The organism is Enterococcus sp. GC34 (assembly GCF_040886645.1).
GTDB lineage: Bacteria > Bacillota > Bacilli > Lactobacillales > Enterococcaceae > Enterococcus > Enterococcus faecalis.
Genome location: NZ_JBFOEF010000001.1, coordinates 404,897 through 419,181, shown reverse-complemented (window position 1 = coordinate 419,181; position 14,285 = coordinate 404,897). Strand labels below are relative to the sequence as shown.

The following is a 14,285-nucleotide window of genomic DNA, read 5'->3' as shown; positions in this document are numbered from 1 at the left end:
CACTATTTTTATCTGTAAAAGTTGGATTGTTTGAGGAGGAAATATTCTTGGAAGATGTACAGAAAAAATTATTAACAAAATCGAAAAGAGCCAAGATGGAGCAACGAGGGAAATTTATTAGTTTCCTATGTATTGCCTTAATTGTAGCAGTGGTTGTTTCAATTTTCTATTTTGTTGCAAGTAAAGGACTTGCTACATTCTTTAAAGATAAGATTAACGTGTTTGATTTCTTATTTGGAACAAACTGGAACCCAAGTGATATCGGCGCAGACGGTAAACCCATGGTTGGGGCTTTACCAATGATTGCGGGTTCCTTTATTGTAACGTTTTTATCAGCGATTGTTGCGACACCATTTGCGATTGGAGCGGCTGTTTTTATGACAGAAATTTCACCTAAAAAAGGAGCGAAATTTTTACAACCAGTTATTGAATTACTTGTAGGGATTCCCTCTGTTGTTTATGGATTTATTGGTTTATCTGTCATTGTTCCTTTTGTCCGTTCAATCTTTGGCGGAACTGGCTTCGGTATTTTAGCTGGTACTTTTGTACTATTTGTTATGATTTTACCAACGGTCACTACAATGACCGTGGATGCGCTAAAAGCTGTGCCTCGACATTATCGTGAAGCGTCGTTGGCGCTTGGTGCTACGCGTTGGCAAACGATTTATAAAGTTGTCTTGCGGGCAGCTGTGCCTGGTATTTTAACTGCGGTTGTCTTTGGTATGGCTCGTGCGTTTGGTGAAGCCTTAGCAATCCAAATGGTAATCGGAAATGCAGCTGTGATGCCAACTAGTTTGACAACACCAGCTTCGACACTAACAAGTATTTTGACAATGGGGATTGGGAATACGATTATGGGAACAGTTGAAAACAACGTTCTTTGGTCTTTAGCTTTGATTCTATTGTTGATGTCTTTACTATTCAACATTGTTATCCGAATTATCGGTAAGAGAGGAGCCTTAAAATAATGAATGCAAAAAAAGCAGATAAAATCGCAACAGGTATCTTATATGCCGTATCTGGCGTCATTGTTTTAATTTTGGCGGCCTTACTGATTTACATTTTAGCTAGAGGAATTCCGCATATTTCGTGGGAATTTTTAACACAACCATCCAGAGCCTATCAAGTTGGTGGTGGGATTGGCATTCAGCTTTTCAACTCACTATATTTACTATTGATTACAATGATTATAAGTATTCCAATTTCATTAGGTGCTGGAATTTACTTATCGGAATATGCAAAAAAGAATTGGTTAACTGATTTAATTCGTACCTCGATTGAAATTTTAAGTTCATTGCCTTCCGTTGTTGTCGGGCTGTTCGGCTTCTTGATTTTCGTTGTACAAATCGGATATGGCTTTTCAATCTTATCAGGTGCGTTAGCATTAACATTTTTTAACTTACCATTATTGACTAGAAATGTTGAGGAATCTTTGAAAGCCATTCATTATACACAGCGTGAAGCGGGGTTAGCCTTAGGTCTTTCACGTTGGGAAACAGTTAAAAAAGTTATTTTGCCAGAAGCGTTACCAGGAATTTTGACAGGTGTTATTTTGAGTTCTGGTCGGATTTTCGGTGAAGCCGCTGCGCTAATTTATACAGCAGGACAAAGCGCACCTGCCTTAGATTTCAGTAATTGGAATCCATTGAGCGTTTCAAGTCCAATTAGTATTTTCCGTCAAGCGGAAACGTTGGCTGTGCATATTTGGAAAATTAATACTGAAGGTACGATGCCAGATGGCGCTGCGGTCTCAGCAGGTGCCTCCGCTGTGTTAATTTTAGTAGTTTTACTTTTCAATTTCGGCGCTCGTTTTATCGGCAACCGTCTTTATAAGAGAATGACATCAGCTTAATGTTAGGGGAATTAGCATGAAAGAATACAATTTAAATGATACCCATTTACTTCAACTAGATAGCCAAAAAGACCCGATTGCGTTACACACGGAAGACTTACATGTCTTTTACGGGGACAATGAGGCTATCAAAGGTGTTGATTTACAATTTGAAAAGAACAAAATAACCGCCTTAATTGGACCTTCTGGTTGCGGTAAATCCACGTATTTACGTTCGCTAAATCGTATGAACGATGGCATTGCCAATTCACGTGTTACTGGAAAAATCATGTATAAAGATGTCGATGTCAATACGAAAGAAGTTGACGTCTACGAAATGAGAAAACGCATTGGCATGGTTTTTCAGCGGCCCAATCCATTTAGTAAATCTATCTATGAAAATATCACATTCGCATTGAAACAGCATGGTGAAAAGGATAAGAAAAAATTAGATGAAATCGTTGAAACAAGTTTGAAGCAAGCCGCACTTTGGGATCAAGTGAAAGATAACTTAAACAAAAGCGCCTTAGCTCTGTCTGGTGGGCAACAACAACGTTTGTGTATCGCTCGGGCAATTGCGATGAAACCAGATATTTTATTGTTAGATGAACCGGCAAGCGCGTTAGATCCGATTTCAACAGGAACGGTTGAAGAAACGTTAGTGAATTTAAAAGATGATTACACGATCATCATTGTGACACATAACATGCAACAAGCGGCGCGGATTAGTGACTATACAGCTTTCTTCTATATGGGCAAAGTCATTGAATACGACCATACAAGAAAAATCTTTACACGACCAAAAATTCAAGCAACGGAAGACTACGTTTCAGGACATTTTGGTTAGGAGGAGCAAGATGGGCAAAGAAATTATTTCATCAAAAGATTTACATTTATATTACGGGAAAAAAGAAGCATTGAAAGGCATTGATTTAACTTTTAATCAAGGAGAATTAACTGCCATGATTGGTCCTTCTGGTTGCGGAAAATCAACGTATTTACGTTGCTTGAATCGTATGAATGATTTAATCCCAGACGTAACTATTACTGGAAGTGTCGTCTATAAAGGAAAAGATATTTATGGACCGAAAACAGATAACGTTGAATTGCGTAAAGAAATTGGGATGGTTTTCCAACAGCCTAATCCATTTCCATTTTCAGTTTATGAAAATGTGATTTATGGCTTGCGCCTAAAAGGAGTCAAAGACAAACAAGTCTTAGATGAAGCAGTTGAAACCAGTTTGAAAGCTGCTGCCGTTTGGGAGGATGTCAAAGATAAACTTCACAAAAGTGCACTTTCACTTTCTGGTGGACAACAACAGCGGGTTTGTATCGCTCGTGTTTTAGCTGTGGAACCAGATATTATTTTATTAGATGAACCAACTAGCGCCTTGGACCCAGTTTCTAGTGGTAAAATTGAAAACATGCTGTTAACATTAAAAGAGAAATATACCATGATTATGGTGACACATAATATGTCACAAGCATCACGGATTTCTGATAAAACGGCCTTCTTTTTACAAGGTGATTTAATTGAATTTAATGACACGAAAAAAGTATTTTTAAATCCAAAAGAAAAACAAACAGAAGATTACATTTCTGGTAAATTTGGTTAAAAGGGGGAAAAAGAATGTTACGGACACAATTTGAAGAAGAACTATTAAATCTGCACAATCAATTTTATGAAATGGGTATGATGGTTAGTAGTGCCGTCCATAAATCCGTGAAGGCATATATTAATCATGATAAAAAATTAGCTCAAGAAGTGATTGATCGCGATATTGAAATCAATGATATGGAAGTCAAACTTGAGAAAAAGAGTTTTGAAATGATTGCGTTACAACAACCAGTGACAACAGACTTACGTATGATTATCACTGTTATGAAAGCTAGTTCGGATTTAGAAAGAATGGCGGACCATGCCGTTTCAATTGCTAAATCAACGATTCGCTTAAAAGGAGAAACACGTATTCCTGAAATTGAAAAAGAAATTTCAGATATGTCTGATTATGTGAAAAAAATGGTGGATAATGTTTTAATCGCCTATGTTAAAACGGATCAAAAAGATGCACGAATGATTGCACAAATGGATGATCGTACTAATGAATATTTCGATAGTATTTACAAACATGCCGTAGAAGCAATGAAAGCTAATCCAGAAACGGTCATTAGCGGAACTGATTATCTACATGTGGCACAATACTTGGAAAGAATTGGCGACTATGTCACAAATATTTGTGAGTGGATTGTTTACTTGGCAACTGGTAAAATTACCGAATTGAATAGTAATCGTGACGAACAATTTTAAGATAAACAAATAAAAAAACTAGGAGACGGCCTTTTTTAGACCAATTCCTAGTTTTTTTAACGTAAAATGAACTGATTTCATAAAACTAGTCCTTACTAATGAGAAGAAATCGTTCTTAAGTCCTATGACAAATGATCAAAAACAAGGCATAATAATGCATGTAAGGAAAACACTATTGAGTGAAAAATTTGCTAAGGAGGCAATATCCATGAAAGAAAGAGAACGCGTATTAGAATTAGTGAAAAAAGGTATTCTAACGTCAGAAGAAGCGTTAATTTTATTAGAAAATATGGCAACTGAAAAAGATGAAAAACAAATCGAAAAAGCTGCTGAAAAAGTTGATACACAAAATATTGGAACAACAAATAAAGAAGATCAAGTCGCAGATTTAATGGATGCATTAGAAAAAGGCGAATCAGAAGGACCTACTGTTGATTCGTTTGAAGAAAATACACAGGACAGTGCAGAAAAAGATCGTGAAAACTTAGAAATAATTCTTGATGAGTTAGCAACAAAAGCCAATCGTGCTTCGGCTGAATTGGACGAAGTCAACGCAGAAATTGCCGGCATCAAAGAAGAAATTAAAGAAGTCGCAGAAGAAATTGGAACATTAGATACAAAAGAAGAATTAGATGCATTAACAGAAGATGAACAAGTTCAACGAAAAGACTTGCACGTTTTACTTGCACAATTAGAAGAAAAATTAGCGACTCAAAGTACTGAAAAAACAGCACTGGAAGAAGAACTAAAAAACATTCGCAAAGAACAATGGAAAGGTCAATGGAATGATACAAAAGAAAAAGTTTCTTCTCAATTCTCTGAAGAGTGGAAAGATCAAGCCACAGACACCTTTAACCAAGTCGGCGGCAAAGTTGCCGAAGTTGGTGGTCAAGTGGGAGAATTCTTGAAAAAAACATTTAATTCTTTCAGTGATACCATGAATGATAATGTGGAATGGAAAGACATTAAAATGAAAGTTCCTGGTGTGGCAACAACTAAGTTTGAACATGAGTTTAACTATCCAAATCCACAGGCAAGTTTAATTGATGTCAAGGTAGCAAATGGTACCGTGGTTTTCAAAACTTGGGATCAAGAAGATGTGAAAGTCGAAGCAAAAATCAAATTATATGGTAAAATGGCAGGAGATTCACCAATGGAAGCTTTCTTAGAACGAAGTGACATTGATGTGGATGATGAAACAATTTCTTTCCAAGTGCCAAACAAACGGGTGAAAGCAGATTTAACGTTCTATTTACCAAAACGCACTTATGATCATGTATCTGTTAAATTATTAAACGGAAATGTCTTAGTAGAAGAGTTAACAGCGAAAGATGTTTACACAAAATCAACGAATGGGACGATTACGTTTAAAAAAATTGATGCAACTATGTTAGAAATTGAAGGCGTGAATGGTGAAATTAAAGTCCTAGAAGGAACGATTTTAGATAACATTATTGAAACAGTCAATGGTGATGTGTCTATTTCCGCGGCACCAGAAAGTCTAAGTGTCTCTCTGATTAATGGAGATATCCGCATTACAGCTAAAGAAAAAACGCTTCGCCGTGTTGAAGCAAGCTCTGCAAATGGGAATATCAAGTTGGCCTTGCCAAATGACTTAGGCGTTGAAGGGCAAGTGAAAACGAATTTAGGTAGTATTAACAGCCGTTTAACAGATATTGAAGTTGTTCGTGAAAAGAAAGATCGCGGCAATCAACAATTACATTTTAGACGTGTACTGGAAGAATCAATGGCTCAAATTAATGCTTCTACAACAACGGGAAGTATTTTCCTAAAAGATACGGATAAATAATTAATAATTTTAAGCTAGATGGGCTGACGAATCAGCCTTTCTAGTGTAAAATTTAGTAGACGAGGTGAAAACATATGAAAAGAAAACTAACAAAATCTCCGAATAACGTGGTTTTAACAGGAAGCTTAGCTGGGATTGCTGATTGGCTAGGAATTGACCCAACAATTATTCGTGTTGTTTATGTCTTGCTCAGCTTTTTCTCAGCAGGATTTCCAGGCATTCTCTTATACATTGCCTTAGCAGTCTTGATCCCTTCTGGCAGAACAGGAAGCGATCGCGGCTACGGCCATCAAAATCCTTATAATAGAAATGTTCGCAATGAAAATCCTTATGCTGCCAATAAAAAGCAACGTAAAGAAGCGGAAAAAATTGATGATGACGAATGGAGTGACTTTTAATGACATATTTTCAGCGATTGGTTGTTAATACACTGACATTCATTTCTTTATCAGTTGTTTTTCCTGGCATGATTCATGTGAGAGGCATAATGCCTGCAATTATTGCCGCCTTTGTTCTCTCAATCCTAAATATGTTGGTGAAACCAGTCTTAACAATCTTGTCGCTCCCATTTACTTTATTAACGTTTGGTCTATTTAGCTTTGTTGTCAATGCAGCGATTTTACAAATGACCTCGTTTTTTGTGGGGGAAATGAACTTTGGCTTCTCAAGTTTTTGGGCAGCGGTGCTAATGGCTGTAATTATGTCAATTGTTAATACGATCGTTACGGATCACAATTTATCTAAATATGAATAAAAAAAGTCTGAAGAACGTAGCATAAAATGCGTTCTTCAGGCTTTTTCGATGGTTAAATTTTCTAGGTGACATTCTGGATGGCGGCTGATATAGCCATATAAAATGTTTAAAAAATCAACTTGTTGCTTCGAGTAATGCTCAATTGTTTTCGGTGGTTTTTTGGGCATGATTTTTTTTGCTAGTTCAAGCGGTGAATATTTTTGAAACGTTTGTTTAGTTACAACACGTGTTGCTACCACCAAGCCTTGGTAAATTAAATAGTATTTGATTTTTTTTTGACAAGGTAACCACATCAGTTGCCAATCTCGTTGGTTAGCTTGACTAATTCGTTGATTTTGGTTTGCAAAGCGCGTCAGAAAGAGCCAATCTTCTTTGAGTTTTGCCGCTTTTTCGAAGGCTTGTTTTTCAGCAGCTTCTTGCATTTGTTGAGCGATTCGTTTGATTGGTTCTCGTCCTTGATTATGGAAAAAGTCGAACAATTCTTGTTGAAATAGTTCGGTCGGAATGGCACTCTCTTTTTGAAAGGTTTGATGCCAATAGTTGGGTGGGACGAGATCGTAGATACTATCCAAAATTATTTTTAAACGGTTTAATTTTCGACGAATCGAATAAGGACCAAAACAGTTCTCTTTAGTGGGAATATTTAAGAGTTTAATCTCTAATTGCCGCTCATTAACGGCTACCGATATATAAGAATATTGTTCATAAGCATTCATTTGGCGATTGTAGCGCGGCCGATACTGTTGAATCAGTTGACATTCTAGAAGGAGCGCATCCAATTCTGTGTCAGTATGGAGAACATCGAAGTCTATAATTTGTTTGACTAAACGCATCGTCTTTCGAGAATGTTGATGACTATTAATAAAATAGCTCGACACGCGATTTTTCAATTTTTTGGCTTTGCCCACATAAATAATTGTGTCGGTTGCGTCTTTCATTAAATAAACACCCGGTGTTAACGGTAATTGATGGGCTTTTTCCTTTAAATATTCTTTCATAAGTTTCCTCTTTTCTTAAAAGGATCGGCTTCAAGTATACAAAGTTTTCTGAAATAGTCAAGTAACAGAAATAGCATAGATAATTTCACTGAAAAATAGTTTCATTTTTTTGAAATATGATAATTCTAGGAATTATCTAGTGAATAGCTAGAAACTTGTATTTTTAAATGATAAAATATAACAAGTAGCAGAAAGGACTGACATTCGATATGACAGAAGTGGTAAAGATTTATCAACTGGTAGAAAATCTTTCTTTAGAAGTAGTATACGGAGATGAAGAAAGCTTAAATAGAACAATTAAAACTGGTGAAATTTCCCGGCCAGGTTTAGAATTAACTGGGTATTTTAATTATTATTCCCATGACCGTTTACAATTATTTGGGAGCAAAGAAATTACCTTTGCGGAACGAATGATGCCTGAAGAGCGTTTATTAGTGATGCGCCGTTTATGTGCGAAAGATACTCCAGCCTTTATAGTATCCAGAGGACTAGAAATCCCCGAAGAATTAATCACAGCAGCAAAAGAAAATGGGGTTTCTGTATTACGTTCACCGATTTCAACTTCCCGTTTACTAGGGGAACTATCCAGTTATTTAGATGGCCGTTTAGCTGTTAGGACAAGTGTCCATGGGGTTTTAGTTGATGTTTATGGACTTGGTGTTTTGATTCAAGGGGATAGCGGTATTGGTAAAAGTGAAACAGCTTTAGAGCTTATTAAACGTGGCCATCGGCTAATCGCAGACGATCGCGTCGATGTTTATCAGCAAGATGAATTAACCGTGGTTGGAGAGCCACCAAAAATTTTGCAGCATTTAATTGAAATTCGTGGTATCGGAATTATTGACGTCATGAACCTGTTTGGAGCTAGTGCGGTCCGTGGCTTTATGCAAGTTCAATTGGTCGTTTATTTAGAGGCATGGGAAAAAGACAAGAAATATGATCGCCTCGGTAGTGATGATGCAATGGTTGAAATAGCTAACGTTGATGTCCCTCAGATTCGTATTCCTGTTAAGACCGGCCGAAATGTGGCCATTATCATTGAAGTGGCAGCAATGAACTTCCGCGCGAAAACAATGGGCTATGATGCAACAAAAACGTTTGAAGAGCGCTTAACCCGTTTAATTGAAGAAAATTCAGGAGAATAGAAGGAGAAGATGTGATGATGTTAGCTCAAGTGAATTCAATTGCATTTCGCCTTTTCGGTATTCCCGTCTATTGGTATGCAATTATTATTGTTTCAGGGATTGCTTTAGCTGTTTGGCTAAGTAGTCGTGAAGCTGTTCGTGTTGGTTTAAAAGAAGATGATGTCTTTGACTTTATGCTCTGGGGATTACCTGCAGCAATTGTTGGCGCGCGCTTGTATTACGTCGCTTTTCAATGGCAAGATTATGTAGACAATCCGATTGAAATTTTCTTTACTCGAAATGGTGGCTTAGCGATTTATGGTGGTCTTATTGGTGGGGGACTGGCGCTGTTTTTCTTTACGCGTCATCGTTTCATTTCTACATGGACTTTTTTAGATATTGCCGCACCAAGTGTGATTTTAGCGCAAGCAATTGGTCGCTGGGGCAACTTTATGAATCATGAAGCCTATGGGCCAGCGACCACCAGACAATTTTTAGAAAATCTCCATTTACCAACGTTTATCATTGATAACATGAATATCAACGGAACGTATCATCAGCCAACATTTTTATATGAATCTGTCTGGAATGTTTTAGGCTTTATCGTTTTATTGTTATTACGCAAAAAGCCACACTTTTTAAAAGAAGGCGAAGTCTTTTTAGGTTATATGATATGGTATTCTTTCGGCCGTTTCTTCATCGAAGGCTTACGGATGGACAGTTTGTATGCGTTTAGTAACATTCGTGTCTCACAATTGTTGTCTTTAGTGATGTTCGTGGCAGCAATTGTTATTGTGATTGTTCGTAGAAGGAATCCCAATTTGAAATTTTACAATCGGGAGAAACAAAAGAAAAAAATAACAACTTCTTAATCCAACTTGATCGAAGAATATGGTAAACTAGAGAAGTAACGTTGTTTAGCGAAAGGAGAGTTTCACCGATGAAACAAAAAGTCGCTGTTTTAGGTCCAGGCTCCTGGGGGACAGCTTTAGCTCAAGTATTAGCCGAAAATGGACACGAGGTCTGTATTTGGGGAAATAAACCAGAGCAAATCGATGAAATAAATACAAAACATACCAACAAACATTATTTACCAGAATTAATCTTACCTACTTCAATTCAGGCAACCACTGATTTAGCCACTGCTTTAGTAGATGTTGATGCGGTACTGTTTGTGGTACCAACTAAAGCCATTCGTTCAGTAGCACAAGAAGTGGCCCAACATTTAAAAACAAAACCAATTATTATTCATGCAAGTAAAGGGCTCGAACAAGGTACACATAAGCGGATTTCAGAAGTGATAGCAGAAGAGATTCCAGCAGAAAAACGGCAAGGAATTGTGGTTTTATCTGGTCCAAGCCATGCAGAAGAAGTCGCTGTTCATGACATTACAACCATTACAGCAGCAAGCGAAAATTTAGCAGACGCTGTGTATGTGCAAGAGTTGTTTATGAATGATTACTTTAGAATTTATACGAATGATGATGTGATTGGTGTAGAAACAGGGGCGGCCTTAAAAAATATTATTGCTTTGGGCGCCGGAGCGATTCATGGCTTAGGCTTTGGTGATAATGCCAAAGCGGCAATTATGACTCGTGGTTTAGCAGAAATTAGTCGTTTAGGGGTTGCGATGGGAGCAAACCCATTAACATTTATTGGTTTAAGTGGTGTTGGGGATTTAATTGTTACTTGTACAAGTGTCCATTCTCGAAATTGGCGTGCGGGTAATTTATTAGGAAAAGGCCATAAGTTAGATGAAGTCTTAGAAAACATGGGCATGATTGTGGAAGGTGTTTCAACAACTAAAGCAGCCTATGAATTGGCACAACAACTAGAAGTCGAAATGCCAATCACAGAAACAATCTACAATGTCTTGTACAATGACGAAGATGTACAACAAGCAGCAAAAGAAATCATGTTGCGCGATGGTAAAACCGAAAACGAATTTACACTTGATTTTTAGGAGGAAAAAAGATGAAAGTTAAAAAGGCAGTTATTCCAGCAGCTGGGTTAGGAACACGTTTCTTGCCGGCTACCAAAGCGATGGCAAAAGAAATGTTACCGATTGTTGATAAACCAACGATTCAATTTATTGTAGAAGAAGCACTAGCTTCAGGAATCGAAGATATTTTAATTGTGACAGGCAAAGCCAAACGTCCGATTGAAGATCATTTCGATTCAAATGTTGAATTAGAAAATAATTTAAAAGAAAAAAATAAAACCGATTTATTGAAATTAGTCGAAGAAACAACGGATGTTAATTTACATTTTATTCGTCAATCCCATCCGAAAGGCTTAGGACACGCTGTTTTACAAGCGAAAGCATTTGTTGGCAATGAACCTTTTGTCGTGATGTTAGGCGACGATTTAATGGAAGATAAAGTGCCATTAACGAAACAATTAATGGATGATTACGAACAAACACATGCTTCGACAATTGCGGTAATGAAAGTACCCCATGAAGATACTTCAAAATATGGTATTATCAATCCAGAAAAAGAAATCGAAAAAGGACTATACAATGTCGAGAATTTTGTTGAAAAACCAAAACCTGAGGAAGCACCAAGTGATTTAGCGATTATCGGCCGTTATTTATTAACCCCTGAAATTTTTGATGTACTTGAAAATCAAAAACCAGGCGCTGGTAACGAAATTCAGTTAACAGATGCGATTGACACTTTAAATAAAACACAACGCGTTTTTGCTCGTGAGTTTAAAGGAGAACGTTACGACGTTGGCGATAAATTTGGGTTTATGAAAACAAGCATTGAATATGGTTTGACTCATCCAGAAGTAAAAGATAATTTACGAGAATACATTATTAATTTAGGTGCTCAATTAGCGAAAAAAGAGCAACCAAAAGAAAAATAAATAAAAATAAGCGTAAAATTTCAATTCGTTAGAAGGAAATTTTACGCTTATTTTCTTAAAGAAAAGGGCATGAGAATTTTATAAAATAAATTGTCATTCTTAGCTTTATGAGTTGTGAAAAATATAAGTTGGTGTTATCCTAAGATTATAAATAAAATTTCAGAGGGGAGTAATGATATGTCAGGTGGGGAAATTGCTGCCTTAATTGCAGCGGTAGCATTTGTTGTTTTAGTCATCTTTTTAGTACTTGTGTTATATAAAGTTTCTCAAGTTGTTTCAAAAATTGAAGATACAATTGATGAAACAAATACAACAATCAAAGTCGTGACTAGCGATGTGAATGTATTGAGTCGCCAAGTGGAAGGCTTGCTTGTTAAAAGTAATGAACTATTGACAGATGTGAATCAAAAAGTGGCAACGATTGATCCGTTGTTTACGGCCGTTGCTGATTTAAGCGAAAGTGTCTCTGAATTGAACACCTCAAGTAAACATTTGATTACGAAGGTAGGAACCGTAGGGAAAGGCACAGCGAAAGCTGGTTTAGTGAGTAAAGTAGGCGGTTCTGCTTTTAGAGCAATGCGTTCAAAAAATAAAAAAACAAATAACTAATTGGAGGAGATTTTTATGGCTAAAAAAGGCGGATTTTTCTTAGGAGCAGTAATTGGTGGAACAGCAGCAGCCGTTGCCGCATTATTACTTGCACCAAAATCAGGTAAAGAATTACGTGATGATTTATCAAATCAAACAGATGATTTAAAAAACAAAGCGCAAGATTACACAGATTATGCTGTTCAAAAAGGAACAGAATTAACAGAAATCGCAAAACAAAAAGCCGGCGTTTTATCAGACCAAGCCTCTGATTTGGCAGGTTCTGTCAAAGAAAAAACAAAAGATTCATTGGATAAAGCACAAGGTGTTTCTGGCGACATGCTTGATAACTTTAAAAAACAAACAGGTGATTTATCTGATCAATTTAAAAAAGCAGCTGACGATGCTCAAGATCACGCAGAAGATTTAGGTGAAATTGCCGAAGATGCAGCAGAAGATATCTATATTGACGTTAAAGATTCTGCGGCAGCGGCCAAAGAAACTGTTTCTGCTGGTGTCGGTGAAGCAAAAGAAGCCACCAAAGATGTTCCTGAAAAAGCTGCAGAAGCAAAAGAAGATGTTAAAGATGCAGCGAAAGACGTAAAAAAAGAATTTAAAGGGTAATAAGCGTTTAGCTCATGAAAGTTAGCAACATATCGCGTTGCTTTTGTTCAGCGGCTTACCTTAAAATTTAGAAATGAGGCCATCAGTCCGGTTGACTGATGGCCTCATTTTATTTTTATGCTATTGGATAATTTGCAATTCTTTGGTTGTCTTAGTGAATGGTTCGGAGCCTGTTTTTGTTACGTGTAAACAATCTTCAATACGAACGCCTACTTTTCCAGGAATGTAAATACCGGGCTCAATAGAGAAACACATACCTTCTTCAATGACTAAATCATTGCCATGAACTAGCGATGGGTATTCATGGACAGTGGTTCCAATGCCATGGCCTAAGCGATGGTTAAAGTATTCACCATAACCAGCTTTTGTGATTACACCTCGAGCAATATCATCTAATTCGCCTGCTGTAACACCAGGTTTCACCGCTTCTGTTGCTGCTAATTGTGCTTCTAAAACAATTCCATAAATTTCTTTTTGGAAATCAGAAGGTTCCAAGTAGCTGACTGTTCGTGTGGCATCACTACAATAGCCATTATGAACGACACCTAAATCAAATAACACTAAGTCATGGGGCTCAATTTTTGTTTCGCCAGGTACCCCGTGAGGACTAGCTCCGTTTTTTCCTGTTAAGACTAACGTATCAAAACTCATTGAGCGAATACCTTGACGTTTTAATTGATACTCGATTTCTGCAACAATTTCTTGTTCCGCAACGCCTGCTTGAATTGCTTTGAAGCCAATCTCAAAAGCGACATCCGCCCAACTACCAGCTTCTAGTAAACGTTGAATTTCAGGTTCTGTTTTAATTAATTGAAGTTTTTCAATTAAAGGCGTAACATCATGTGAAAAATCGCTAGCTGGGAAATAGGTTTTCAATTGATCGAAACGAGCTAAAGAAAGAGCTTGTTTTTCTAAAGCAAAGCGTGGCGTGCCTTGTGTTCGTTTATTTAATAATGCCGCAATTTTTTCCCAAGGATTTTCGCTATCTAAATAACCATAAACGGGATAAGTCCAACTACTATTTTCGGCATCTTCGACTTCTAATGCAGGTGTAAATAAAAATGATTGGTCGTCCGCAGCGATAAACAAAGCTAATACGCGTTCATGAGGTTCGCTTTCGTAACCGGAAAAGTAAGCGATATGACCAGGATCACTAATATAAGTGAAGTCAATCTTTTCTTGGTGCATCCAATTTTTTAAATCGGCAATTTTTTCTTGATTCATAAAACATCCTTCTTTCTTTTATTCTGAAGTGAATCACAGTACTATCATAACATGAAATGACAAAAAGTTCCTTTTGAAATGGAAAGTAAATTTTCATGAAAAAACGATAAAACGGTTGCAAAAATAGAAGAATTTTGATATTCTAGGCTAGGA

The 14,285-nt window shown here is 37.0% G+C and carries 16 protein-coding genes; 14 read left to right on the top strand and 2 right to left on the bottom strand.

The window, feature by feature from the left end:
- Positions 1-47 precede the first annotated feature (47 nt).
- From pstC to AB3I72_RS01965, 8 genes are all read left to right on the top strand, one after another.
- Complete coding sequence (gene pstC, locus AB3I72_RS02000; protein WP_002357299.1) at positions 48-968, top strand: phosphate ABC transporter permease subunit PstC; 921 nt, start codon at positions 48-50, stop codon at positions 966-968.
- Entirely contained in the window at positions 968-1,852 is an 885-nt protein-coding gene (pstA, locus tag AB3I72_RS01995; RefSeq protein ID WP_002357300.1) for a phosphate ABC transporter permease PstA, read from the top strand. Before pstC ends, pstA begins: the two co-directional genes overlap by 1 nt.
- 16 nt (positions 1,853-1,868) lie before the next feature.
- On the top strand, positions 1,869-2,678 hold the full coding sequence (gene pstB, locus AB3I72_RS01990) for a phosphate ABC transporter ATP-binding protein PstB (protein WP_002357302.1): 810 nt from the start codon (positions 1,869-1,871) through the stop codon (positions 2,676-2,678).
- A 10-nt stretch (positions 2,679-2,688) separates the two neighbouring features.
- A complete protein-coding gene (gene pstB, locus AB3I72_RS01985) occupies positions 2,689-3,447 on the top strand; it encodes a phosphate ABC transporter ATP-binding protein PstB (protein ID WP_002357303.1) in 759 nt (252 codons plus the stop codon).
- A 14-nt stretch (positions 3,448-3,461) separates the two neighbouring features.
- On the top strand, positions 3,462-4,139 hold the full coding sequence (gene phoU, locus AB3I72_RS01980; RefSeq protein ID WP_002357304.1) for a phosphate signaling complex protein PhoU: 678 nt from the start codon (positions 3,462-3,464) through the stop codon (positions 4,137-4,139).
- A 208-nt stretch (positions 4,140-4,347) separates the two neighbouring features.
- Positions 4,348-5,949, top strand: coding sequence for a daptomycin-sensing surface protein LiaX (liaX, locus tag AB3I72_RS01975; RefSeq protein WP_368023470.1), 1,602 nt, complete (start codon positions 4,348-4,350; stop codon positions 5,947-5,949).
- 74 nt (positions 5,950-6,023) lie between these two features.
- Positions 6,024-6,347: a PspC domain-containing protein gene (locus AB3I72_RS01970; RefSeq protein ID WP_002357306.1), complete on the top strand. Its 324-nt coding sequence runs from the start codon at positions 6,024-6,026 to the stop codon at positions 6,345-6,347.
- A complete protein-coding gene (locus AB3I72_RS01965; RefSeq protein ID WP_002357307.1) occupies positions 6,347-6,703 on the top strand; it encodes a phage holin family protein in 357 nt (118 codons plus the stop codon). The genes AB3I72_RS01970 and AB3I72_RS01965 overlap by 1 nt, the downstream gene beginning before the upstream one ends.
- A 35-nt stretch (positions 6,704-6,738) precedes the next feature.
- On the opposite strand, the gene AB3I72_RS01960 is transcribed toward AB3I72_RS01965, so the two are convergent.
- The gene (locus AB3I72_RS01960) at positions 6,739-7,701 is read right to left on the bottom strand and encodes a GIY-YIG nuclease family protein (RefSeq protein ID WP_368023469.1); all 963 of its coding nucleotides are present in this window, start codon (positions 7,699-7,701) and stop codon (positions 6,739-6,741) included.
- A 209-nt stretch (positions 7,702-7,910) separates the two neighbouring features.
- Between AB3I72_RS01960 and hprK the strand changes: the two genes are divergently transcribed.
- The 6 genes from hprK (at position 7,911) to AB3I72_RS01930 (ending at position 12,908) form a co-directional block, all read left to right on the top strand.
- Positions 7,911-8,846: an HPr(Ser) kinase/phosphatase gene (gene hprK, locus AB3I72_RS01955; protein ID WP_002357309.1), complete on the top strand. Its 936-nt coding sequence runs from the start codon at positions 7,911-7,913 to the stop codon at positions 8,844-8,846.
- 17 nt (positions 8,847-8,863) lie between these two features.
- On the top strand, positions 8,864-9,697 hold the full coding sequence (gene lgt, locus AB3I72_RS01950; RefSeq protein WP_368023513.1) for a prolipoprotein diacylglyceryl transferase: 834 nt from the start codon (positions 8,864-8,866) through the stop codon (positions 9,695-9,697).
- Positions 9,698-9,765: 68 nt separating this feature from the next.
- Positions 9,766-10,788 carry an NAD(P)H-dependent glycerol-3-phosphate dehydrogenase gene (locus AB3I72_RS01945; protein ID WP_002357312.1) on the top strand — a complete coding sequence of 341 codons (1,023 nt, stop codon included), beginning with the start codon at positions 9,766-9,768 and terminating at the stop codon, positions 10,786-10,788.
- 11 nt (positions 10,789-10,799) lie between these two features.
- Positions 10,800-11,696, top strand: a complete 897-nt coding sequence (gene galU / locus AB3I72_RS01940; RefSeq protein WP_002357314.1) for a UTP--glucose-1-phosphate uridylyltransferase GalU — start codon at positions 10,800-10,802, stop codon at positions 11,694-11,696.
- A 177-nt stretch (positions 11,697-11,873) separates the two neighbouring features.
- Positions 11,874-12,305, top strand: a complete 432-nt coding sequence (locus AB3I72_RS01935; protein WP_002357316.1) for a DUF948 domain-containing protein — start codon at positions 11,874-11,876, stop codon at positions 12,303-12,305.
- A gap of 15 nt (positions 12,306-12,320) precedes the next feature.
- Positions 12,321-12,908 carry a YtxH domain-containing protein gene (locus AB3I72_RS01930; RefSeq protein WP_010715256.1) on the top strand — a complete coding sequence of 196 codons (588 nt, stop codon included), beginning with the start codon at positions 12,321-12,323 and terminating at the stop codon, positions 12,906-12,908.
- A 120-nt stretch (positions 12,909-13,028) separates the two neighbouring features.
- Here the strand turns inward: AB3I72_RS01930 and AB3I72_RS01925 are convergent, their stop codons facing one another.
- Positions 13,029-14,132, bottom strand: a complete 1,104-nt coding sequence (locus tag AB3I72_RS01925; protein ID WP_002408910.1) for an aminopeptidase P family protein — start codon at positions 14,130-14,132, stop codon at positions 13,029-13,031.
- Between the last annotated feature and the right edge of the window lie 153 nt (positions 14,133-14,285).